Genomic DNA, 21,675 nt, shown 5'->3' with positions numbered 1-21,675 from the left:
CGACCTCCGGGGGCGCTGGTGGCTTCCAGCTTGGACGCGGTTGCTTGGGCGCGCCCGGAGAGTTCAACGATTCTGACCCGAAAGGGGGTACTCCCGTACGGGGAAAATCCGCTCTACGCCTGCCTCACCCGCAACGCCCTTCCCAGGTCGTCGAGTTGGTCGACGAGTTTGCGGCGCAGGGCGGGGATGAGGTCGGCGTCGCGCAGGCAGGTCTCGCCGAGGCGCAGGGTGTCCTCGTCGATGGCGTAACCGGGGAACGCCCAGCGGCCGGCGGCGTCGGCGATCGCGGGGCCCCGACGGGCCGCGAGGGCGACGGCGTCCTGGTAGTAGCGGGGCACGTACTGCCGTACGAGGTCGGTCTGTTCGGGTTGCCAGAAGCCCTGGGCGGTGGCGGTGAACAGGTAGTTGGAGAGGTCGTCGCGGGTGAACATCGCTTCCCAGGCCTGGGCTTTGGCCTCTTCGGTGGGGAGGGCGGCGCGGCAGCGGGCGGCGCCTTCCTGGCCGGCGGCGGAGGGGTCGCGTTCGAGTTCGGCGGCGATGGCGGTCTCGTCGGTGGCGCCGAGGACGGCGAGGCGAGCGAGGACGCGCCAGCGCAGTTCGGGGTCGAGTTCGGGGCCGCCGGGGACGGTGCCGTCGGCGAGCCAGGCGGCGATGGTGTCGGGGTGGGCGGCGACGTCGATGCAGTGGCGGACGGCGATCAGGCGCAGGCCGGGGTGGTCGCCGTCCTCGGTGCGGCGGATGAGGTCGCGGCACAGGGAGGAGAGGGTGGTGAGGGCGGCGGGGCGCTGTTCGGGGGTGACGTAGCGGTCGGCGACGTAGGCGGAGGCGAAGGCGAGGACGCCCTGGACGAGGGCGAGGTCGGTCTCGTGCGGGAGGTGGGCGCGGGCCACGTCCAGGTAGGCGGTGGGCGCCAGTTCGCCGTCGCGGACGGCGTCGCGCAGGGCGTTCCAGACGACCGCGCGGGTCAGGGGTGAGGGCAGGCCCGAGAGGCTCTCGGTGACCGCTTCGAAGGAGTCGGGGTCGAAGCGGACCTTGGCGTAGGTGAGGTCGCCGTCGTTGAGGAGGAGGAGGGTGGGGCGCTTGCCGATGGGCTGCGGGGTGCTCTGCGGGATGTCGAGGTCGAGGCGGTCGCGCAGGACGAGGTGGCGGCCCTCGTCGGCGACGTCCTGGTCGTAGAGGCCGACGGCGATGCGGTGCGGGCGGCTGCCCTTGTGCTCGACCTGGAGGGTGTACGTGCCTTCCTCGCCGCGGGTGACCACGGGCCGCAGGGTGTCGACACCGGTGGTGCGCAGCCAGGTGTCGGCCCAGGCGTGGACGTCGCGTTCGGTGGCGGAGGCGAGGGAGTCGATGAAGTCGGCGAGGGCGGCGTTGGCGAACTTGTGCCGGGCGAAGTGGGTGTTGATGCCGGCGAGGAAGTCCTTCTCGCCGAGCCAGGTCACCAGCTGTCGCAGGGCTGAGGCGCCCTTGGCGTAGGAGATGCCGTCGAAGTTCAGGAGGGCCGATGCCGTGTCGTCGACGGCTTCGGGGGCGACGGGGTGGGTGGAGGGGCGCTGGTCGGCGTCGTAGCCCCAGCCCTTGCGTACGACGCCGAAGTCGACCCAGGTGTCGGTGAAGCGGGTGGCTTCGGTGAGGGTCTGGTAGCCCATGTACTCGGCGAAGGACTCGTTCAGCCAGATGTCGTCCCACCAGCGCAGGGTGACGAGGTCGCCGAACCACATGTGGGCCATCTCGTGGGCGATGACCATGGCGCGAGTCTGGCGCTCGGTGTCGGTGACGGCGGAGCGGTAGACGAACTCGTCGCGGAAGGTGACGAGTCCGGGGTTCTCCATGGCGCCGGCGTTGAACTCTGGGACGAACGCCTGGTCGTAGGAGTCGAAGGGGTAGGGCTCCTCGAACTTCTCGTGGTAGCGGTCGTAGCACTGCTTGGTGATCTCGAAGAGTTCGTCGGCGTCCGTGTCGAGGTGGGGCGCGAGGGAACGGCGGCAGTGGATGCCGAAGGGCAGGCCGCGGTGTTCGGTGCGGACGGAGTGCCAGGGGCCTGCGGCCACGGCGACGAGGTAGGTGGAGATCAGGGGGGTGGGGGCGGCCTGCCAGAGGCACTCGCCGAGGTCGGTGGTGATGCTGTTGGCGAGGACGGTCCAGTCCTCGGGGGCCTTCACGGACAGGTCGAAGACAGCCTTGAGGTCGGGCTGGTCGAAGGCGGCGAAGACGCGTTGGACGTCGTCCATGAACAGCTGGGTGTAGACGTAGGTCTCGCCGTCGGTGGGGTCGGTGAAGCGGTGCATGCCCTCGCCGGTGCGGGAGTACCGCATGACGGCGTCGATGCGCAGTTCGTGCTCGCCGGCGGTCAGGCCCGTGAGGGGCAGCCGGTTCTCCTCGAGGGTCTCCGGGTCGAGGGGGCGGCCGTCGAGGGTGGCCTCCCGCAGTTCGGCCGGCTTGAGTTCGACAAAGGTGTCCGCCTCGGTGCGCGCGGTGAACCGGATGACGGTCTGTGACGCGAAGGTCTCGTCGCCGGTGGTGAGGTCGAGCGCGATGGTGTAGCGGTGGACGTCGAGGAGCTTGGCACGGGTCTGCGCTTCGTCGCGCGTCAGTACGGACATGCAGGACATGCTGCCTGATGGCCGGGGCAACTCACAGAGGCGGATCGGTACACGCCTTATGTCCGGTCCTGCTCGAGCTCCCCGGTGTGCGCCCCGTTGGCACGCTGCACCGGTACGCGGGCGTCCGGGTGGGACAGAGCCCCGTGGGGGGCGCTGTCCTTGTCGTTGTCGCCGTGGTCCTTGACGAGGGCGCGTAACTCCCGCACCTCGTGTTCGAGAGCGAGGTGGCGGCGGTGGGTCTCGAAGAGGTAGCGGACCTTGGTGCGCAGGGCCCAGGGGTCGATGGGTTTCATCACGAGGTCGGCGACGCCGAGGGCGAAGGCGGCGGAGGTGAGGTCGTGGTCGGGGCCGAAGCCGGTGAGCAGGATGACGGGGATGTGCTGGGTCTGTTCCAGGCGCCGCATGTAGCGGACCACGTCGAGGCCGCTGACGCCGGGCATCCGCACGTCGAGGAGCAGGAGGCCGACCTGGCCCCGGAGCACCTGCTTGAGGGCCTCGTCACCGCTGGTGGCGCGGCCGAGCCGGTAGCCCAGGGGGGCCAGGGCGCTCTCCAGGGCGTAGAGCGTGTCCTCGTGGTCGTCGACGATAAGGATCTTGGCATCCGAAGGCATGGCCCAACGTCCCTCCCTCGCGGACAGCCAGCCTACGCCCGTGCGCTGACACGCAGTGCTCGTGGGCTGACAAGGAGTGCACAGCGCAGCATGCCGGGTGCGGGCGGCCGTGTCACCTCCCCGCGGGGTCGGCCGAGGTCAATCGGCCAGGGGGGCGGAGCCGTTGACGGTGTCCTCAGCGATGCGCTCGTGGTGCCTGATCACCTCGGCGATGATGAAATTCAGGAACTTCTCAGCGAAGGCCGGGTCGAGTTTGGCGTTCTCGGCGAGGGTGCGCAGCCGCTCGATCTGGCGGGCCTCACGGGCCGGGTCGGCGGGCGGCAACTGGTGGCGGGCCTTGAGGTGGCCGACCTGCTGGGTGGCCTTGAACCGCTCGGCGAGCATGTGGACGACGGCCGCGTCGATGTTGTCGATGCTGTCGCGCAGCCGGCTGAGCTCTTCGCGGACAGCGGGGTCGACGTCACCGGATCCGGTGTTGCTGGTGGTCATGGGCGACAACCCTAAGGGGGCGGGGTGGTTGCTTCGGCGGCGGATGGGCCGGATCGGAGACCGGTGGCTGCTCCGGGGCAGATCCGAGAACGGTGATCGGCCCGCCGGAGCATCGGCCGAACCGGAGACGGGCGGCTATTCCGGAGCAGATCGGAAAACGGTCCCCGTCCCGCCGGGGCATCGGCCGAACCGGAGACGGGCGGCTACTCCGCGGCAGACCGAGGATGGGTGATCGGCCCCCCGGCGGACCGGCTCGACCGGAGACCGGTGGCCGGCTCCCCCAGCAGACCGACCCGGCAGGAGACCGGCGACCGGCTCCCCCGGCGGACCGGCTGAACCGAAACCGGCGCTCGGCGCCCCGGCGCCCCGGCGCAGCAGCAGGACCGGCAACCCCTGATCAGACCCTGCGAAATCAATCGGACCGGCAACCCCAATCAGGGCCTCCGGCTCACCGCCTGGGCTGACACCCCCGATGGGTCCCCGGCGCAACAGCCGGACGGAATCCGGTGACCAGTTCCCCGGCCCACCAGCCAGTCGGAGGACCGGCGATCGACTCCCGGCGTATCGGCTGCACCGGGGACCGGCGATCAAGGCCCCCGCCCCAGCGCACCGGCCAGGCCGGCAACCCACGTCCAGCTCCCCGGCGCACCGGCCACGCCGGCAACGCACGACCAGCCCCTCGGCAGCCCGGTGCTCCGGGAGTCGGCCCCCATCCCCCGCTGCCCACGCCCAGATCCAAGTCCACGGCCGATCAAAACCCGGCCAACCGCGCACCCCCGAACCCCCCGCCACGTCCAACCCCCCGCCCCCTCAAACCCTCGGCAGATCCCCCGGATCAGGCACCCGGTTGCTCCAGCCGCCCGGTACCGTCCGGCTCTCCTGGGCGCGGAAGCGGATCGGGGGCATGCCCACGCGGCGGGTGAAGAGGCGGGAGAAGTAGGCGGGGTCGTCGTAGCCGACGCGGCGGGCGATGGAGGCGACGGGGAGTTCGGTGGTGGCGAGGAGTTCCTTGGCGCGGTCGAGGCGGATGCCGAGGAGGTAGTCCTTGGGGCTGCAGCCGGCGCCGCGGCGGACGGCGGTGCGCAGTTCGGCGAGGGTCATGCCGTGCCGGGTGGCGTGGTCGGCGACCGACAGGGGGGTGAAGGCGTCGCGGGCGAGGGCCTTGAGGACGGGGTCGCCGTCGGGGGCGAGGTCGGCGCGGGCGCGGCGCAGGGCGACGAGGAGTTCGTGGACGGCGGCGCCGGTCTCCACTTCGAGGAGGGGGTTGTCGCGGCGGGCGGCCCGTGCGATACGGGCGATCACCGCGCGCGGGCCGGTGGCGTCGGACAGGGGCACGACGGGCCGGTCGGGTTCGATGTAGCCGAGTTCGGTGTAGGTGACGGTGGCGGGCCCGGTGAAGCCGACGAACCCCTCGTCCCAGCCGTCCTCCGGGTCGGGCCCGTAGTGGTGGGGGATGCCGGGGGTGAGCCACAGCAGTGAGGGCGCGGTGACCGTCGTACGGCGGCCGTCGGGGGTCTCGTACCACCCGGTGCCGGTGCTGATGACGACGGCGACGTGGCTGTCGAGGGTGCGGGGACCGACGGTGGGCAGCTCGCCGTACTGGAGTCCGACGCCGAGGCAGACCAGGCCCAGGCGGTGATGGACGGGGCTGGGCGTGAGGAACCGCATCCAGGTGTGGTACATCGCGCTCCTTGCCTGCGCTTCGGTCCAAGCAGCGACGATCTTTGTCCATGGACCTGGCCGTCGCCAGTGGTGAGGGTGGAGCCTATGAGCGAGTTCACGGTGGGTGAAACCGATTTCCTGCTGGACGGACGGCCGGTGCGGCTGCTGTCCGGCGCGCTGCACTACTTCCGGGTGCACGAGGCCCAGTGGGGGCACCGGCTGGCGACGCTGCGGGCGATGGGTCTCAACTGCGTGGAGACGTACGTGCCGTGGAACCTGCACGAGCCGCACCCGGGTGAGTTCCGGGACGTGGAGGCGCTGGGCCGGTTCCTGGACGCGGCCCGGGAGGCGGGGCTGTGGGCGATCGTCCGCCCGGGCCCCTACATCTGCGCGGAGTGGGAGAACGGCGGTCTGCCGCACTGGCTGAAGGGTCACGCGCGCACGAGCGACGGGGTGTACCTGGGGCAGGTGGAGCGCTGGTTCCGGCGGCTGCTGCCGCAGGTCGTGGAGCGGCAGATCGACCGCGGCGGCCCGGTGATCATGGTGCAGGCGGAGAACGAGTACGGCAGCTACGGTTCGGACGCCGCGTATCTGCAGTGGTTGGCGGACCTGGTGCGCGCCGTGGGCGTCACTGTCCCGCTGTTCACCTCGGACGGCCCCGAGGACCACATGCTCACCGGCGGCTCGATCCCGGGCGTTCTCGCCACGGTCAACTTCGGTTCCGGCGCCCGTACGGCCTTCGAGACGCTGCGTCGGTACCGGCCGGACGGCCCGCTGATGTGCATGGAGTTCTGGTGCGGCTGGTTCGAGCACTGGGGCGGCGAGCATGTCGTACGGGACGCCGAAGACGCGGCCGCGGCGCTGCGGGAGATCCTTGAGTGCGGTGCCTCGGTGAACCTGTACATGGCGCACGGGGGCACGAACTTCGCGGGCTGGGCGGGTGCCAACCGGGGCGGGGGCGCGCTGCACGACGGTCCGCTGGAGCCGGACGTGACGTCGTACGACTACGACGCGCCGATCGACGAGTACGGCAGGCCGACGGAGAAGTTCTGGCGTTTCCGTGAGGTGCTGGCCGAGTACGGGCCGGTGGCCGACCTGCCGCCCGCGCCCGCGGTGCTGGAGGCGGACGGTGACGTGGACCTGTCCGGGTGGGCGTCCCTGTCCGCCGTACTGGAGGAGCGCGGCGGTCCGCTCCACGAGGGGCCCGTGCCGTCGGCCTTCGAGGAACTGGACGTCGACCGGGGGCTCGTGCGGTACGAGGTGACCGTGCCCGGGCCGCGGCAGCCGTATCCGCTGATCGCGCGGGGGCTGCGGGATCTCGCGGTGGTGTACGTCGACGGAGAGCGGGCCGGGGTGCTCACCGAGGAGGACGTGCAGCTCAAGGAGCCGGTGGCGGGGTACGCGCGCGTGGAGCTGTGGGTGGAGTCGCTGGGGCGGGTCAACTACGGCCCCAGGAGCGGGGAGGCCAAGGGGATCACCGGGGGGCTGCTGCACGAGCGGCAGTTCCTGCACGGGGTGCGGGCGCGCGGGCTGCGCCTCGACGCGCTGGACTCGGTGACGGGGATCGGCTTCGGGGCGGTCCCCGCGGACGGCTCTCCGGGCCTGTACCGGGGCGAGGCGGGCGTGCGGGGCGCCGGGGACGCGGTGCTGGAGCTGCCGGGCTGGACCCGGGGGTTCGTGTGGGTCAACGGCTTCAACCTCGGCCGGTACTGGGCGGTGGGCCCCCAGCGGTCGCTGTACGTGCCGGGCCCGGTGTTGCGGGAGGGCGGCAACGAGGTGTGGGTGCTGGAGCTGGAGGAGGCACCGGTGAACGGGACCGTGCTCCGGCTCCGGGCCCCGGATCCGGCCCACGAGAATCCGCCCGCGACCTCGTAGAGTGGAATCGGGTTCAGGGCGTCTTGGGGGTACGGGCGTGACGAACGACGGACCGGTCCAGCACGGCTACCCGCACCTGGAGACGGTGCGGGCCTCGATCAACGCGCTCTACAAGCGGCTCTCCTACGACACCGTGCAGGTGTTCGCGACGAGTGTGGCGCCGGTGGACGTGGCCTTCTGCGACACGGACGATCTCTATCTCGGCGCGCAGCGGGTGGCCCGGGAGCTGGTGCGGCACTACCGGCTGCCGGACGCCCGGTTCGTGGTGAGCTTCCGGGAGATGACCCACGCGGCGAACGTCGAACTCACCGCGGGCCCCGAGTACTTCGTCGAGCTGAACGACCGGTTCCGCACGCATCGGCGGGACATCGGCGCGGCGCTGGCCCACGAGGTCATGCACGTGTATCTGCACCGGCTGGATCTCTCCTTCCCCGGGGTGCGGGAGAACGAGATCCTCACGGACACGGCGGCGACGTATCTGGGGGCGGGGTGGCTGCTGCTGGACGCGTACCGGGAGGACTCGGCGTCGTCGCAGAAGCTGGGGTATCTCACGCCGGAGGAGTTCGGGTACGTGCTGGCGAAGCGGTCGCTGGTGTTCGGGGAGGATCCCTCGGTGTGGTTCACCAGCGCGCAGGCGTACACGGCATACGTGAAGGGGATGGCGCTGGCCCGGGAGGACTCCGAGCAGCCGCCCCTCACGGCGGCGGGCTGGGTGGGCCGGCGCCGCTACGCACGGGACCGTCGCCACGCGCCCGGCCCGCAGCCGGGAGACCCTTACACCTTCACCCCGGACGGCCCCGGCCGCCTGCGGGTCTCCTTTCCGTGCCCCACCTGCCACCAGCGGATCCGGGTCCCTGTGCGGGGGCGGGTGCGGGCACGGTGCGCGTTGTGCCGGACGGTGCTGGAGTGCGACACCTAGGGGTGCGCTCGGGTGCGCTCACGTGCCGTACACCGGCCTGGGCGTCTCGGCCTCCTCCACCAGTTTGCGTGCTGTCTCTCCGGCCTCCGCCGGCGTCCACCTCGCGCCCCTGTCGGCCGTCGGGCCCGGCCGCCAGCCCTCCATCACCGTGATCCGGCCGCCTTCCGCCTCGAAGACCCGGCCGGTCACCCCCGCGCTCGCCTCGGAGCCCAGCCAGACCACCAGCGGTGACACGTTCTCCGGGGCCATGGCGTCGAAGCCGTCGGTGGGGGCGGCCATGGTGTCGGCGAACGTCTGTTCCGTCATCCTCGTCCGGGCCGCGGGGGCGATCGCGTTGACCTGAACGCCGTAGCGGGCGAGTTCGGCCGCCGCGACCAGGGTGAGGCCCACGATTCCCGCCTTCGCGGCGCTGTAGTTGCCCTGCCCGACCGAGCCCAGCAGTCCTGCTCCGCTGGAGGTGTTGACGATCCTGGCCCCCGGCGTACGGCCCGCCTTCGTCTCCGCCCGCCAATGTGCCGCCGCGTGCTTCAGCGGCAGGAAGTGCCCCTTCAGGTGGACGCGCATCACCGCGTCCCAGTCGTCCTCCTCGAGGTTGACCAGCATCCGGTCGCGCAGGAACCCGGCGTTGTTGACGAGGGTGTCGAGGCGGCCGTACGTCTCCAGGGCGGCCTGGACGAGGGAGGCGGCACCGTCGGGTGTCGCGATGTCGCCGCCGTGGGCGACCGCCTGGCCGCCGGCCGCACGGATCTCCTCGGCGATGAGGAAGGCGGGGCTGTCGGGGCCCGGTGTGCCGTCGAGGCCGACGCCGAGGTCGTTGACGACGACCCGTGCTCCCTCGGCGGCGAAGGCGAGCGCGTGGGCGCGGCCCAGTCCGCGGCCCGCGCCGGTGACGACGACGACCCGGCCGTCGCAGATTCCGGTCAACTCACGTCTCCTTGTCGGCAGTTGGGGCATTGGCGGCGTCGAGGAAGGCGGGCCGCTCCCCGCCGCCGTGCACCAGCAGCGAGGCCCCGCTGATGTAGGCGGCGGCGTCGGAGGCGAGGAACACGGCTGCCGCGCCCACGTCCGAGGGCTCGGCGAGGCGCCCGAGGGGGACCGTGCGGGAGACGGCGGCGATGCCCTGTTCGTCGCCGTAGTGCAGATGCGACTGCTCGGTGCGGACCATGCCGACGACCAGGGTGTTCACGCGGACGTCCGGCGCCCACTCCACGGCCATCGAGCGTGCGAGGTTCTCCAGACCCGCCTTGGCCGCCCCGTACGCGGCCGTGCCGGGCGAGGGTCGGCCGCCGCTGACGCTCCCGATCATGACGATCGAGCCGCGGGTCTGCCTCAGCTGCTCGTACGCGGCCAGGGACACCGTCAGCGGGGCGAGGAGGTTCAACTCCAGGACACGCAGGTGCCGTTCGGGGCCGGCGTCGGCAAGAAGGTGATAGGGCGTCCCGCCCGCGTTGTTGACCAGCACGTCCAGGCACGGCAGTTCGGCGAAGAAGTGCCGTACGGCGTCGGCGTCCCGGACGTCCAGCCTCGCGAACCGGGCTCCCGGCAAGGGGACTTCGGGTGGCCTGCGCGCACAGACGACGACGTCCGCCCCCGCCTGCGCGAAGGAGCGGGCGATCCCGGCGCCCACTCCGCGCGTTCCGCCGGTGACGACCACGGCCCTCCCGCTCAGCTCCATTCACCGCTACCCTTCACCTAACAAACGTTTGGTGGAAAGGTAGCTGATGCGGCCATGGGTGTCTCCACCTCGTCCCCGGAAAAGGGGATCGTGCTGGTCGGGGTCGACTTCCCGCCGGTGAACGCCCTGCCGGTGGACGGCTGGTTCGCCCTGGCCGACGCCGTGCGCGCGGCGGGCCGTGATCCGGAGGTCCGGTGCGTGGTCCTGGCGGCCGAGGGGCGGGGCTTCAACGCGGGCGTGGACATCAAGGAGATCCAGCAGCGCGGCTCGGCCGCCCTCGTGGGTGCCAACCGCGGGTGCTTCGAGGCCTTTTCCGCGGTGTACGACTGCGAGGTGCCCGTAGTGGCGGCCGTGCAGGGATTCTGCCTGGGCGGGGGCATCGGCCTGGTGGGCAACGCGGATGTGATCGTGGCGAGCGAGGACGCCACCTTCGGCTTGCCCGAACTGGACCGCGGGGCGCTCGGCGCGGCCACACACCTGGCCCGCCTGGTCCCCCAGCACCTCATGCGCGCCCTGTACTTCACCTCCCGCACGGTCACCGCCGCCGAACTGCACCGGCACGGAGCGGTGTGGAAGGTCGTGCCGAGGGAGGAACTCGCCGCCACCGCCCTGGAGTCGGCCCGCGAGATCGCCGCCAAGGACGGCGAACTGCTGCGCCTCGCCAAGGCCGCCATCAACGGCATCGACCCGGTCGACGTCCGCCGCAGCTACCGCTACGAGCAGGGCTTCACCTACGAGGCGAGCGTCAGCGGGGTCGCCGACCGGGTCCGTGACAGGTTCGGCAGGGAGGCCGAGTGAGCGACAAGACCATGACGGCCGACGAGGTCGTCTCCCGGCTGCGCAGCGGCATGACGCTCGGCATCGGCGGCTGGGGCTCCCGCCGCAAGCCGATGACCCTGGTCAGGGCGTTGCTGCGGTCGCGGATCACCGACCTCACGATCGTCTCGTACGGCGGCCCCGACGTCGGCATGCTCGCCGCCGCCGGACGCATCCGCAAGCTCGTCAGCGCCTTCGTCACCCTCGACTCGATCCCCCTGGAGCCGCACTACCGGGCGGCCCGCGAGGCCGGCGCCTTCGAGCTCATGGAGATCGACGAGGCGATGTTCATGTGGGGCCTGCACGCGGCCGCGAACCGGCTGCCGTTCCTGCCGGTGCGGGCCGGCATCGGTTCGGACGTCATGCGGGTCAACCCGGGCCTGCGGACGGTGACCTCGCCGTACGACGACCAGGAGACGTTCGTGGCCATGCCCGCGCTCGGCATGGATGCCGCCCTGGTGCACGTGAACCGCGCCGACCGGCTGGGCAACGGCCAGTGCCTGGGCCCCGACCCGTACTTCGACGACCTGTTCTGCGAGGCGGCCGACGCCGCTTATGTCTCCTGCGAACGGATCGTCGACACCGCGGAGTTGACGAAGGAGGCGCCGCCTCAGTCGCTGCTGCTCAAACGGCACACGGTCACCGGTGTGGTCGAGGCTCCGGGCGGCGCCCACTTCACCTCCTGCGTCCCCGACTACGGCAGGGACGAGGCCGTACAGCGGGAGTACGCGACCACGCCCTGGCCGGAGTTCGCCGCACGGTATCTCGGGGGAGGACTTCATGAGCGCGACCCGGAGTGAGTACTGCGTGATCGCCTGTGCCGAGGCCTGGCGGGACGCGGGCGAGATCCTGGCGAGCCCCATGGGCCTGGTCCCCTCGGTCGGTGCCCGGCTCGCCCGCCTCACCTTCTCTCCGGACCTGCTGCTGACCGACGGCGAGGCCTTGCTGGTCCGCCCGGACGGCACGCCCGAGGGCTGGCTGCCCTACCGGCAGCACCTGACCCTGGTCACGAGTGGCCGACGGCACGTGATGATGGGCGCGAGCCAGATCGACCGGTACGGCAACCAGAACATCTCGTGCATCGGCGACTGGGCGCGGCCGAAGCGGCAGTTGCTCGGGGTGCGGGGAGCACCGGTCAACACCCTCAACAACCCGACCAGTTACTGGGTGCCGAGGCACTCCCGGCGGGTCTTCGTCGAGAAGGTCGACATGGTGTGCGGGGTGGGGTACGACCACGCGGACGGCGCTCCCTATCACCGTATCCCCCGGATCGTCTCCGACCTGGGTGTGTTCGACTTCGCGACGCCGGACCACTCGATGCGGCTGGCGTCGCTGCATCCGGGGGTCACCGTGGCACAGGTGCGGGAGGCCACCGGGTTCGAGCTGGTGGTCCCGGACGAGGTGCCGTACACCCGCGAACCGACCGCGCCGGAGCTCGAGTTGATCCGCGAGGTGATCGATCCGCAGGACACCCGGTCCAGGGAGGTCGGCGGCTGATGGAGACCGCGCTCACCCGGCTGGTCGGGGTCCGGCATCCGATCGTGCAGACCGGGATGGGGTGGGTGGCGGGGCCCCGCCTGGTCTCCGCCACGGCGAACGCGGGCGCGCTCGGTGTCCTCGCCTCCGCGACCATGACCGTCGACCAACTCCGGGATGCCGTACGGGAGGTGCGGACCCGTACCGACGCGCCCTTCGGGGTCAACCTGCGGGCGGATGCCGCGGACGCCGGTGACCGGGTGCGCGTGATCATCGACGAGGGAGTGCGGGTGGCGTCCTTCGCCCTCGCGCCCTCCGCCGAGCTGATCGGCGCGCTCAAGGAGGCGGGGGTGGTCGTCGTCCCGTCCGTCGGGGCCCGGCGGCACGCCGAGAAGGTCGCGGCCTGGGGCGCGGACGCGGTGATCGTGCAGGGCGGGGAGGGCGGCGGGCACACCGGGGAGGTGGCGACGACGGTCCTGCTGCCGGAGGTGGTCGACGCGGTGGACATCCCGGTCGTGGCGGCGGGGGGCTTCTTCGACGGGCGGGGTCTGGTCGCGGCGCTGGCGTACGGGGCGGCGGGTGTCGCCATGGGGACGCGCTTTCTGCTCACCTCGGACTCCACGGTGCCGGACGCGGTGAAGACGCGCTATCTGGCGGCGACGGTGAGGGACGTGACGGTGACCCGGGCGGTGGACGGCCTCCCGCACCGCATGCTCCGCACGGACCTGGTGGACTCCCTGGAGCGCGCGGGCCGTACCCGCGCCCTGCTGCGGGCCGCCCGGCACGCCGCCGCCTTCCGCGGGCTCTCCGGCCTGACCTGGCGGCAGTTGGTCCACGACGGCCTCGCCACGCGCCACGGCAAGGACCTCACCTGGAGCCAGGTCCTGCTCGCCGCCAACACCCCCATGCTGCTCAGATCGGCGATGGTGGACGGCCGTACGGACCTCGGCGTCATGGCATCCGGGCAGGTCGCCGGGGTGATCGACGACCTGCCGTCGTGCGCGGAACTGGTGGAACGGATCATGAAGGAGGCGGAAGAGGTCCTGACCGGCCTCACAGCCTCTCGATGATCGTCACGTTCGCCTGTCCCCCGCCCTCGCACATGGTCTGGAGGCCGAACCGCCCGCCCGTGCGCTCCAGTTCGTGCAGCAGGGTCGTCATCAGTTTCACTCCTGTCGCCCCCAGCGGGTGTCCCAGGGCGATCGCGCCGCCGTTGACGTTGACCTTCTCCGGGTCCGCGCCGGTCTCCTTCAGCCAGGCCAGGACGACCGGGGCGAAGGCCTCGTTGATCTCGACGAGGTCGATGTCGTCGATGGTCAGGCCGGTCTTCTTCAGGGCGTGCGCGGTGGCCGGGATGGGAGCGGTGAGCATACGGATGGGGTCCTCGCCGCGCACGGAGAGGTGGTGCACGCGTGCGCGTGGTGTGAGGCCGTGTTCGCGCACCGCCCGCTCCGAGGCCAGCAGCATGGCCGCCGCCCCGTCGGAGACCTGCGAGGAGCAGGCCGCGGTGATGGTGCCGCCCTCGATCACCGGCTTCAGACCGGCCATCTTCTCCAACGAGGTGTCCCGGCGCGGACCCTCGTCGACCGCGACCGGGCCGTAGGCCACCGTCTCGCGCTCGAAGCGGCCCTCGTCGATGGCGCGCAGGGCCCGCCGGTGGGACCGCAGTGCGAACTCCTCCTGGTCCTCGCGGCTGATCCCCCACTTCCCGGCGATCATCTCGGCGCCGGCGAACTGGTTCACCGCCCGGTCCCCGTACCGCGCCCGCCATCCCTCGCTGCCCGCGAAGGGCCCCTGGGTCAGCCCGAGCGGCTCGGCTGCCTGCCGGGTCGCGAAGGCGATCGGGATCATCGACATGTTCTGCACCCCGCCGGCGACCACCAGGTCCTGGGTCCCGGACAGCACACCCTGCGCGGCGAAGTGCACGGCCTGCTGCGAGGACCCGCACTGCCGGTCCACGGTCACCCCGGGGACCTCCTCGGGCAGCCCGGCCGCGAGCCAGGAGGTCCGCGCGATGTCCCCGGCCTGCGGCCCGACCGCGTCCAGGCAGCCGAAGACGACGTCCTCCACGGCGGCGGGATCGACCCCCGCCCGCTCCACCAGCGCGACCAGCACCCGCGCGCCCAGATCGGCCGGGTGGACCTCGCTCAGTCCTCCCCCGCGCCGCCCGACGGGCGTACGGACCGCTTCGACGATGTAGGCCTCGGCCATGGCAACTCCCCAGTGAGTTACGTACGTACGGCGATCCCGTCCAGCACCATCGACAGGTACTGCCGGGCGATCTCCTCCGGGCTGTGCTGTCCGCCGGGCCGGTACCAGGACGCGGCGACCCACACGGTGTCGCGCACGAACCGGTAGGTCAGCCGCACGTCGAGGTCGGCCCGGAACACCTCGGCCGCGACCCCGCGCTCCAGCGTGGACAGCCAGGCCTTCTCGAACCTGCGCTGCGACTCGGCGAGGAACGCGAACCGCTCCTGCGCCACCAGTTGCCTGCTCTCCTTCTGGTAGATCGCGACGGCCGCGCGGTGCCGGTCGATCTCCCGGAACGACTCGGTGACCAGGGCCTCCAGCGTCTCGCGCGGACCGAGTTCGGCGCCCAGAACGGCGTCGTAGCCGCCCCAGAGCTCGTCGAGGAAGGTCCGCAGGATCTCCTCCAGCATCGATTCCTTGGAGTCGAAGTGGTAGTAGAGGCTGCCCGCGAGCATGCCCGCGTGGTCCGCGATCTTGCGTACGGTCGTGGCGTTGTAGCCCTGTTCGGCGAAGACCTCGGCGGCGGTGTCGAGGAGTTCACGGCGGCGCGCGGGCGCGGCGGCGCTCACCTGGGGCTTCTTCTTGGTCGGCTTGGTCGGCACGGAGTCATTGTCGTCCTATGCGTGCTGGCTGCTGACGGCGACGACCTCGCCGGTCATGTACGAGGAGTAGCCGGACGCCAGGAACACGATCACGTTGGCCACCTCCCAGGGTTCGGCGTACCGCCCGAAGGCCTCCCGCGCGGTCAGTTCCTCCAGCAGCTCGGCCGAGGTCACCTTCACCAGGTGCGGGTGCATGGCGAGGCTCGGGGAGACCGCGTTGACGCGTACGCCGTACTCGGCGGCCTCCACCGCCGCGCACCGGGTCAGGGCCATGACTCCCGCCTTCGCGGCGGCGTAGTGCGCCTGTCCGGCCTGGGCGCGCCAGCCGACGACGGAGGCGTTGTTGACGATCACGCCCGCGCGTGCGTCCCGCATCAGCCGCAGGGCGGCCCTGGTGCACCGGAAGGTGCCGTTCAACGTGACGTCCAGGACGCGGGTCCACTGCTCGTCGGTCATGTCGGCGAGGGAGGACGTGCCGCCGAGGCCCGCGTTGTTGACGACGACGTCCAGCCGGCCGTGCTCTTCCAGGGCCGCGTCGAACAACGCGCGCACCTGTGCCTCGTCGGTGACGTCACACGGTACGGCGGTCACCGCTCCCGGGAACTCCCGCGCCAGCTCGGCCTCGTGCTCCTTCAGCCGCCTCGCGTGCGCGTCGCTGATCAGGACGCGCGCGCCCTCCTCCAGGAAGCGGCGCGCGGTCGCCCCGCCGATGCCCGCGCCGGCGGCGGCGGTGATGACGGCGGTGCGTCCCTTCAGCAGCCCGTGCCCCGGTTCGTACACCGGACTCTCGACGCCTGTCATAGCGCCACGCTAACCTACCAAACACTTGTTAGGGAAGGACGGGTGTCCATGGATCTGGCGTTCACGCAGGAGGAAGAGGCCTTCCGCGCCGAGGCCCGCGCGTGGCTGCGCGCGCATGTGCCCGCCTGTCCGCTGCCCTCCCTGGAGACCCGGGAGGGCTTCGCGGCTCATCGCGCGTGGGAGGCGGAGCTCGCGGCGGACCGCTGGTCGGTGGTCAACTGGCCCGTCCGGTACGGCGGCCGGGACTCCGGGCTGATCCGCTGGCTGGTCTTCGAGGAGGAGTACTACGCGGCCGGGGCGCCCGGACGCGTAGGCCAGAACGGCGTCAGTCTGCTCGCCCCGACCCTCTTCGACCACGGCACACCGGAGCAACGCGCGCGCGTGCTGCCGCCGATGTCCACCGGTGAGGTGATCTGGGCGCAGGCCTGGTCGGAGCCGGAGGCGGGCTCGGACCTGGCGTCCCTGAAGTCCAAGGGGGTGCGCACGGACGGGGGCTGGCTGCTCAGCGGCCAGAAGACCTGGTCCTCCCGGGCCGCCTTCGCGGACCGTGCCTTCGGACTCTTCCGCACCGACCCGGACACCCCGAAACCCCACCAGGGCCTGACCTACCTGATGTTCGACCTGCGGGCCCCCGGTGTCACCGTCCGCCCGATCCGCCGCCTCGACGGGAAGCCGGCCTTCGCCGAGCTCTTCCTGGACGAGGTGTTCGTGCCGGACGAGGACGTCATCGGCGAGCCCGGCCAGGGCTGGCGGATCGCGATGTCGGCGGCCGGCAACGAACGGGGTCTGATGCTGCGCTCACCGGGCCGTTTCCTGGCGGCCGCCGACCGGCTGTGCGCCCTGTGGCAGGCCCAGGGCAGCCCCCTTGCGGCCCGGACCCGCGTGGCGGACGCCCTGATCGACGCCCGCGCCTACCAGCTCTTCACCTACGCGGCCGCCGCCCGCTACCTGGCCGGTGAGACGCTCGGCCCCGAGTCCAGCCTGAACAAGGTCTTCTGGTCGGAGTACGACATCGCGCTCACCGAGACGGCCCTGGATCTCCTGGGCGAGGAGGGCGAACGGGCGGACACGGACTGGTCGGAGCGCTATGTCTTCGCCCTGGCCGGCCCCGTCTACGCCGGCACCAACGAGATCCAGCGCGACATCATCGCCGAACGCCTGCTGGGCCTCCCGAAGGGCCGCCGCTGATGGACTTCCTCCTCGACACCGAGCAGCGCGACTTCGCCGCCTCCCTGCACGCGATGCTGACCGCCGCGGACACCCCGTCGGTCGTACGGGACTGGAGCCGGGGGGACCACGCGAGCGGGCGCGCCCTGTGGCGCCGAATCGCCGAGGCGGGGGTGTTCGCGCTTGCGGTACCGGAGGCGTACGAGGGGCTGGGCCCCCGCCCCTTGGAACTCACTCTGGCCTTCGTGGGGTTGGGACGGCACGCGGTACCGGGCCCGTTGGTGGAGACGGTGACGGCGGCGGCACTGCTCGCCTCACTGGACGACACGGGCCCGGCGAAGCGGCTCCTCCCGGCGCTGGCCGCGGGCGAGACGATGGCCACGGTCGCCCGCGCCCCGGGGTACGCCCTGGACGGTGAGGCGGCCGGCATCCGTCTCTCCCTGACGGCCGAGGGACTGCGCCTGGCCCCCGGCCACGGCCCCGTGCGCCCCTCGCTCGACCCCGCCCGCCGCCTCACCCCGCTGGACCCCGGCGGCGAACTGCTCACCGCGCACCCTCCGACGGCGGCCGCCCTGACCACCGCCCGCCTCACCACCGCCGCCCAGGCCCTCGGCACAGGCCTCGCCCTCCTCGACAGGACCGTCTCCTACGTCAAGCAGCGCGCCCAGTTCGGCGCCCCCATAGGCTCCTTCCAGGCGGTCAAACACCAACTCGCCGACGCGAAGATCGCGTTGGAGTTCGCGCGCCCCCTGGTCTTCGGCGCCGCCCTGACGATGACCGAGGAAGACGTCGCCGCCGCCAAGGTCACCGCGTGCGAGGCGGCGTACCGGACGGCCCGAACCGCGCTTCAGCTCCACGGCGCGATCGGGTACACGGCGGAGTACGACCTGTCGCTGTGGCTCACCAAGGCCCGCGCCCTGCGCACCGCCTGGGGCAGCCCCGACGAGTGCCGCGACACCGTCCTCAGTGGTGGTCGCCGCTGGTGAGCTCCCGGTACTCCTCCGCCGTCGGCTTGGGGATCCGCGTGTCGGGCCCGAACATGGCCCGCGCGAGCCCGGCCCGCATCCGCTGCGAGAGCCTGACCGGCCGCCGCACCCCGTTGGTGTCGACCAGCGGTCCGATCTCGTACGGCGGTTCCTGCTCGTGCTGGGTGAGGGTGTGCAACTGCGCCTGCGAGAGGGGCTCGTGGAGCTCGACGTACTCCCCGTGCGGAAGCCGCTTGATGGTGCCGGTCTCCCGGCCGTGCAGCACCTTGTCCCGGTCCCGGCGCTGGAGCCCGAGGCAGACGCGCTTGGTGATCACGAAGGCCAGCACCGGCACCACGAACACGGAGACCCGCACGAACCAGGTGATCGCGTTGATCGACAGATGCAGATGCGTGGCCACGATGTCGTTGCCGCCGCCGATCAGCAGGACCACGTACAGGCTCAACCAGGCGACGCCCAGCCCCGTGCGGACGGGCACGTTGCGCGGCCGGTCCAGGATGTGGTGCTCGCGCTTGTCGCCGGTGATCCACGCCTCGACGAACGGGTAGACCCCGAGGGCGAGCAGGATCAGCGGGAAGAGCGAGAAGGGGATGAAGACACCGGGCTCCAGGGTGTGGCCCCAGAAGTTGATCTCCCAGCCCGGCATCACCCGGATCAGCCCCTCGGAGAAGCCGAGGTACCAGTCGGGCTGGGCGCCGGTGGTCACCAGGTGCGGACTGTACGGCCCGAACGCCCACACGGGGTTGATCTGCGCGAGGCCGCCCATCAGCGCCAGCACGCCGAAGGTCAGGAAGAAGAAGCCGCCCGCCTTGGCCATGTAGACGGGCAGGAAGGGCATGCCGACCACGGACCTGTTGTCGCGGCCGGGCCCCGGGTACTGGGTGTGCTTGTGGTAGAAGACCAGGATCAGATGGGCGACCACCAGGCCGAGCATGATCCCGGGCAGCAGCAGTACATGGATCGGGAAGAACCTCGGGATGATGTCGTGGCCCGGGAACTCCCCGCCGAACAGAAACAACGACAGGTACGTCCCGACGATCGGGATCGACAGGATCGCCCCGTCGGCGAAGCGGACACCCGTGCCGGAGAGCAGGTCGTCGGGGAGGGAGTAGCCGGTCAGGCCGGTGATGATGCCGAGGAACAACAGGGTCCAGCCGAACACCCAGTTGAGCTCGCGCGGCTTGCGGAAGGCGCCGGTGAAGAACACCCGCATCATGTGCACGAGCATGCCGGTCACGAAGACCAGCGCCGCCCAGTGGTGGATCTGCCGGATCAGCAGGCCGCCGCGCACATCGAAGCTGATGTCGAGCGTGGACTCGTAGGCCCTGGTCATCACAACGCCGTTGAGGGGCTCATAGGAACCGTGGTAGACGACCTCGACCCCGCTGGGCTCGAAGAACAGCGTGAGATAGACGCCGGTGAGGATCAGGATGAGGAAGCTGTAGAGACAGACCTCGCCCAGCATGAACGACCAGTGGTCCGGAAAGACCTTGCGCATGTTGGCCTTGGCCAGCGCGTACAGGCCGAGCCGCCCGTCCGCCCAGTCGGCGAGCCTCTCGCCCCTGCCGGCCGCTCCCCCGCGAGTGCCTTCGTTCACCGATCGCGCGCCGTCCATGAGTCGTCGCCTCCCCGTCGGATCAACCACAGGGTGGCACGACGCGTGGGTGATGCCAACGGGGCGTGCGACCACCCGAATCCGGCCCCTCCGCTCCACTCCCTCACCGGCGTTCGATATTTTGTTCGCCGCCGTCCCCACCGGCTCACGATCACCCCTGTCACTCCGAGGAGAGCCGGCCGTGGAACCCGAGTCCGCCGTCACCACCTGCTATCGCCACCCCAAGGTGGAGTCCCACGTCCGCTGCACCCGCTGCGAGCGGTACATCTGCCCCGACTGCATGCGGGAGGCGGCCGTCGGCCACCAGTGCCCCGAATGCGTGCGGGAGGGGGCACGGTCGATACGGCAGGCCCGGACCGTGTTCGGCGGGCGCATCACGGCCGTCCCCCTGGTGACGTACATCCTGATCGGCCTCAACGTGCTCGCGTACGTCGGCGAGCTCGTGCGCCCGGCGATCGTGGACCGTTTCGAGATGCTGGGCGTGGGCCTGCGGGGCCCGGACGGCGGCCACTACGTGTGGCAGGACACCTACCCCTCCGGCTTCCACGCCGAGGGTGTCGTCGACGGCGAGTGGTACCGGCTGCTGACCGGCGCGTTCCTCCATCTGCCGCCCACCGAAGGCACGTTCGGGATCCTGCACATCGTGATGAACATGGTGTCGCTGTGGAACATCGGCCGGGTGGTGGAGGTCCAGCTCGGCCGCCTCAGGTATGCCGTCCTCTATCTGCTCTCGGCGCTCGGCGGCTCGGTCCTCGTCCTGCTGGTCGCGCCCACCCAGCCCACGCTCGGCGCGTCCGGCGCGATCTTCGGGCTCGGCGCGGCGTACTACGTGATGGCCCGCCGCCTCGGCGCCGACATGGCCCAGGTGAACCGCTTCATGGGGGGCCTGCTGCTGTGGCTGGTGATGTCGGCGTGGCTGACGTCCTGGCAGGGCCACCTCGGGGGCCTGCTCGCCGGAGCCCTCGTCACCCTCGCCTACGCGTACGCCCCCCGGGACAACCGTCGCGCCCTGGTGCAGGCGGGAGCGTGCGCCGTACTGCTGGCGGTGCTCCTGGTGTGTACTTGGGCCAAGGTGACCGAACTGACGGGAGTTCAGTGAAACGGGTCCGCGCGCTGCTCCTCGCGGCCGTCCCCGTGCTCGTCACGGCGTCGGTCTACCTCCTCGCGCCCGAGGACTCCGGGGCGCCGGGGGCGGGCCCCGACCTCTCCGCCGCCTACCGGTCGCAGGCGGCCCGGGACGCCAGGGGTGCCGAGGGCGCCAAGACCTGGGCCGAGCGGTCCGAGCGGTCCGGGAGTGCGGAGGCCCAAGAGGTGCTCGCCGGCGTGCCGGCCGGACTGGACGCCCCCGCCGAGAAGGAACTCGCTCAGCAGCTGGTGGCGAGCGCGGAGAACTCCACGCTCGACTGGCGCAGCGCCTACTCCTACATCGAGGACATCGGCGACGGCCAGGGCTACACCGCCGGCATCATCGGCTTCTGCACCGGCACCAACGACCTGCTCACGCTCGTCGAGGGCTACACGAAGGCCCACCCGGACAACGGCCTCGCGAAGTACCTCCCCGCTCTGCGCGCGGTCGACGGCACGGACTCCCACGAGGGCCTGGACCCCGGTTTCGCGGCCGCGTGGAAGGCGGAAGCCGAGGTCCCGGCCTTCCGGAAGGCCCAGGACACGGCCCGCGACCGCGTCTACTTCGACCCCGCGGTCCGGCTCGCCAAACTCGACGGTCTCGGCCCGCTCGGCCAGTTCGTCTACTACGACGCCATGGTCTTCCACGGCCCCGGCACCGGCCCCACCGGCTTCTACGGCCTGCGCGAACGCGCCCTCGAGAAGTCCGGCAGCCCGACCGAGGGCGGCTCGGAGAAGGCATACCTGGACACCTTCCTCGACATCCGCGAGGACGCCATGCGCACCCGCGACCCGGACATCGACACCACACGCGTCAACACCGCGCAACGGCGCTTCCTGGACGACGGGAACCTGGACCTCAGGACACCGCTGGAGTGGCAGGTGTACGGGGAGACGTACAAGGTGCCGTAGGACGACATGCGACGGCGCCTGCCATCCGGTCCGGTCGGGGACGTGGAGGGCAGGCGCCGTCAGCGTTCCGTACGCCTTTGTACGGGACGTCTAT

Annotated in this window: 20 protein-coding genes; 10 read left to right on the top strand and 10 right to left on the bottom strand. The window is 71.5% G+C overall.

All coding sequences use genetic code 11. The annotated features are described in order from the left end of the window. Nucleotides 1-113: 113 nt before the first annotated feature. The 4 genes from pepN to ACZ39I_RS04950 all read right to left on the bottom strand — a co-directional run bounded on the left by pepN (nucleotide 114) and on the right by ACZ39I_RS04950 (nucleotide 5,383). On the bottom strand, nucleotides 114-2,600 hold the full coding sequence (pepN, locus tag ACZ39I_RS04965; protein ID WP_467242858.1) for an aminopeptidase N: 2,487 nt from the start codon (nucleotides 2,598-2,600) through the stop codon (nucleotides 114-116). Nucleotides 2,601-2,656: 56 nt separating this feature from the next. Next, nucleotides 2,657-3,211 (bottom strand): response regulator, encoded by a 555-nt coding sequence (locus tag ACZ39I_RS04960; RefSeq protein ID WP_467242857.1) that lies wholly within the window; start codon nucleotides 3,209-3,211, stop codon nucleotides 2,657-2,659. A 138-nt stretch (nucleotides 3,212-3,349) separates the two neighbouring features. After that, on the bottom strand, nucleotides 3,350-3,700 hold the full coding sequence (locus ACZ39I_RS04955; RefSeq protein ID WP_403657459.1) for a chorismate mutase: 351 nt from the start codon (nucleotides 3,698-3,700) through the stop codon (nucleotides 3,350-3,352). Between the two features lie 810 nt (nucleotides 3,701-4,510). Next, nucleotides 4,511-5,383, bottom strand: coding sequence for a helix-turn-helix domain-containing protein (locus tag ACZ39I_RS04950; protein WP_467242856.1), 873 nt, complete (start codon nucleotides 5,381-5,383; stop codon nucleotides 4,511-4,513). Nucleotides 5,384-5,467: 84 nt separating this feature from the next. Here ACZ39I_RS04950 and ACZ39I_RS04945 point away from each other — a divergent pair, with 84 nt between their 5' ends. Beyond that, nucleotides 5,468-7,237, top strand: a complete 1,770-nt coding sequence (locus ACZ39I_RS04945; protein ID WP_467242855.1) for a glycoside hydrolase family 35 protein — start codon at nucleotides 5,468-5,470, stop codon at nucleotides 7,235-7,237. Nucleotides 7,238-7,274: 37 nt separating this feature from the next. After that, nucleotides 7,275-8,156, top strand: coding sequence for a hypothetical protein (locus ACZ39I_RS04940; RefSeq protein ID WP_467242854.1), 882 nt, complete (start codon nucleotides 7,275-7,277; stop codon nucleotides 8,154-8,156). 18 nt (nucleotides 8,157-8,174) lie between these two features. Here ACZ39I_RS04940 and ACZ39I_RS04935 read toward each other — a convergent pair whose 3' ends face one another. Together ACZ39I_RS04935 and ACZ39I_RS04930 are read right to left on the bottom strand one after the other, a co-directional pair. Further along, the gene (locus ACZ39I_RS04935; protein ID WP_467242853.1) at nucleotides 8,175-9,080 is read right to left on the bottom strand and encodes an SDR family oxidoreductase; all 906 of its coding nucleotides are present in this window, start codon (nucleotides 9,078-9,080) and stop codon (nucleotides 8,175-8,177) included. A gap of 1 nt (nucleotide 9,081) precedes the next feature. After that, nucleotides 9,082-9,831: an SDR family oxidoreductase gene (locus ACZ39I_RS04930; protein WP_467242852.1), complete on the bottom strand. Its 750-nt coding sequence runs from the start codon at nucleotides 9,829-9,831 to the stop codon at nucleotides 9,082-9,084. A 54-nt stretch (nucleotides 9,832-9,885) separates the two neighbouring features. Here ACZ39I_RS04930 and ACZ39I_RS04925 point away from each other — a divergent pair, with 54 nt between their 5' ends. The 4 genes from ACZ39I_RS04925 to ACZ39I_RS04910 are packed head-to-tail and all read left to right on the top strand — an operon-like array spanning nucleotide 9,886 to nucleotide 13,193. Continuing rightward, nucleotides 9,886-10,629 carry an enoyl-CoA hydratase family protein gene (locus ACZ39I_RS04925; protein ID WP_467242851.1) on the top strand — a complete coding sequence of 248 codons (744 nt, stop codon included), beginning with the start codon at nucleotides 9,886-9,888 and terminating at the stop codon, nucleotides 10,627-10,629. Continuing rightward, entirely contained in the window at nucleotides 10,626-11,447 is an 822-nt protein-coding gene (locus tag ACZ39I_RS04920; RefSeq protein ID WP_467242850.1) for a CoA transferase subunit A, read from the top strand. The genes ACZ39I_RS04925 and ACZ39I_RS04920 overlap by 4 nt, the downstream gene beginning before the upstream one ends. Further along, nucleotides 11,428-12,144, top strand: coding sequence for a CoA-transferase subunit beta (locus ACZ39I_RS04915; RefSeq protein WP_467242849.1), 717 nt, complete (start codon nucleotides 11,428-11,430; stop codon nucleotides 12,142-12,144). The genes ACZ39I_RS04920 and ACZ39I_RS04915 overlap by 20 nt, the downstream gene beginning before the upstream one ends. Continuing rightward, entirely contained in the window at nucleotides 12,144-13,193 is a 1,050-nt protein-coding gene (locus ACZ39I_RS04910) for an NAD(P)H-dependent flavin oxidoreductase (protein WP_467242848.1), read from the top strand. The genes ACZ39I_RS04915 and ACZ39I_RS04910 overlap by 1 nt, the downstream gene beginning before the upstream one ends. Here the strand turns inward: ACZ39I_RS04910 and ACZ39I_RS04905 are convergent. The 3 genes from ACZ39I_RS04905 to ACZ39I_RS04895 are packed head-to-tail and all read right to left on the bottom strand — an operon-like array spanning nucleotide 13,177 to nucleotide 15,776. Next, entirely contained in the window at nucleotides 13,177-14,334 is a 1,158-nt protein-coding gene (locus tag ACZ39I_RS04905) for an acetyl-CoA C-acetyltransferase (RefSeq protein ID WP_467242847.1), read from the bottom strand. The genes ACZ39I_RS04910 and ACZ39I_RS04905 overlap by 17 nt on opposite strands. A gap of 17 nt (nucleotides 14,335-14,351) precedes the next feature. Further along, entirely contained in the window at nucleotides 14,352-14,975 is a 624-nt protein-coding gene (locus tag ACZ39I_RS04900) for a TetR/AcrR family transcriptional regulator (protein WP_365642972.1), read from the bottom strand. Nucleotides 14,976-14,990: 15 nt separating this feature from the next. Beyond that, nucleotides 14,991-15,776 (bottom strand): SDR family oxidoreductase, encoded by a 786-nt coding sequence (locus ACZ39I_RS04895; protein ID WP_467242846.1) that lies wholly within the window; start codon nucleotides 15,774-15,776, stop codon nucleotides 14,991-14,993. Nucleotides 15,777-15,824: 48 nt separating this feature from the next. On the opposite strand from ACZ39I_RS04895, the gene ACZ39I_RS04890 reads away from it, so the two are divergent. Beyond that, entirely contained in the window at nucleotides 15,825-16,964 is a 1,140-nt protein-coding gene (locus tag ACZ39I_RS04890; protein ID WP_467242845.1) for an acyl-CoA dehydrogenase family protein, read from the top strand. Next, nucleotides 16,964-17,929: an acyl-CoA dehydrogenase family protein gene (locus ACZ39I_RS04885; RefSeq protein ID WP_467242844.1), complete on the top strand. Its 966-nt coding sequence runs from the start codon at nucleotides 16,964-16,966 to the stop codon at nucleotides 17,927-17,929. Before ACZ39I_RS04890 ends, ACZ39I_RS04885 begins: the two co-directional genes overlap by 1 nt. On the opposite strand, the gene qcrB is transcribed toward ACZ39I_RS04885, so the two are convergent. Next, a complete protein-coding gene (gene qcrB / locus ACZ39I_RS04880) occupies nucleotides 17,907-19,544 on the bottom strand; it encodes a cytochrome bc1 complex cytochrome b subunit (RefSeq protein ID WP_467242843.1) in 1,638 nt (545 codons plus the stop codon). The genes ACZ39I_RS04885 and qcrB overlap by 23 nt on opposite strands. Nucleotides 19,545-19,725: 181 nt before the next feature. On the opposite strand from qcrB, the gene ACZ39I_RS04875 reads away from it, so the two are divergent. Both ACZ39I_RS04875 and ACZ39I_RS04870 read left to right on the top strand, forming a co-directional pair. After that, nucleotides 19,726-20,643 carry a rhomboid family intramembrane serine protease gene (locus ACZ39I_RS04875; RefSeq protein WP_467242842.1) on the top strand — a complete coding sequence of 306 codons (918 nt, stop codon included), beginning with the start codon at nucleotides 19,726-19,728 and terminating at the stop codon, nucleotides 20,641-20,643. Further along, nucleotides 20,640-21,581 (top strand): chitosanase, encoded by a 942-nt coding sequence (locus ACZ39I_RS04870; RefSeq protein WP_467242841.1) that lies wholly within the window; start codon nucleotides 20,640-20,642, stop codon nucleotides 21,579-21,581. The genes ACZ39I_RS04875 and ACZ39I_RS04870 overlap by 4 nt, the downstream gene beginning before the upstream one ends. Nucleotides 21,582-21,675: the final 94 nt, after the last annotated feature.

Source organism: Streptomyces sp. NPDC024687 (assembly GCF_055559055.1).
This window is presented reverse-complemented; position numbering and strand designations above follow the sequence as displayed.

Bases quoted from the DNA above. Each gene is read 5' to 3' on its own strand.
- pepN (WP_467242858.1), bottom strand. From the start codon at position 2,600: ATGTCCGTACTGACGCGCGACGAAGCGCAGACCCGTGCCAAGCTCCTC.
- ACZ39I_RS04960 (WP_467242857.1), bottom strand. From the start codon at position 3,211: ATGCCTTCGGATGCCAAGATCCTTATCGTCGACGACCACGAGGACACG.
- ACZ39I_RS04955 (WP_403657459.1), bottom strand. From the start codon at position 3,700: ATGACCACCAGCAACACCGGATCCGGTGACGTCGACCCCGCTGTCCGC.
- ACZ39I_RS04950 (WP_467242856.1), bottom strand. From the start codon at position 5,383: ATGTACCACACCTGGATGCGGTTCCTCACGCCCAGCCCCGTCCATCAC.
- ACZ39I_RS04945 (WP_467242855.1), top strand. From the start codon at position 5,468: ATGAGCGAGTTCACGGTGGGTGAAACCGATTTCCTGCTGGACGGACGG.
- ACZ39I_RS04930 (WP_467242852.1), bottom strand. From the start codon at position 9,831: ATGGAGCTGAGCGGGAGGGCCGTGGTCGTCACCGGCGGAACGCGCGGA.
- ACZ39I_RS04925 (WP_467242851.1), top strand. From the start codon at position 9,886: ATGGGTGTCTCCACCTCGTCCCCGGAAAAGGGGATCGTGCTGGTCGGG.
- ACZ39I_RS04915 (WP_467242849.1), top strand. From the start codon at position 11,428: ATGAGCGCGACCCGGAGTGAGTACTGCGTGATCGCCTGTGCCGAGGCC.
- ACZ39I_RS04910 (WP_467242848.1), top strand. From the start codon at position 12,144: ATGGAGACCGCGCTCACCCGGCTGGTCGGGGTCCGGCATCCGATCGTG.
- ACZ39I_RS04905 (WP_467242847.1), bottom strand. From the start codon at position 14,334: ATGGCCGAGGCCTACATCGTCGAAGCGGTCCGTACGCCCGTCGGGCGG.
- ACZ39I_RS04895 (WP_467242846.1), bottom strand. From the start codon at position 15,776: ATGACAGGCGTCGAGAGTCCGGTGTACGAACCGGGGCACGGGCTGCTG.
- ACZ39I_RS04890 (WP_467242845.1), top strand. From the start codon at position 15,825: ATGGATCTGGCGTTCACGCAGGAGGAAGAGGCCTTCCGCGCCGAGGCC.
- ACZ39I_RS04885 (WP_467242844.1), top strand. From the start codon at position 16,964: ATGGACTTCCTCCTCGACACCGAGCAGCGCGACTTCGCCGCCTCCCTG.
- qcrB (WP_467242843.1), bottom strand. From the start codon at position 19,544: ATGGACGGCGCGCGATCGGTGAACGAAGGCACTCGCGGGGGAGCGGCC.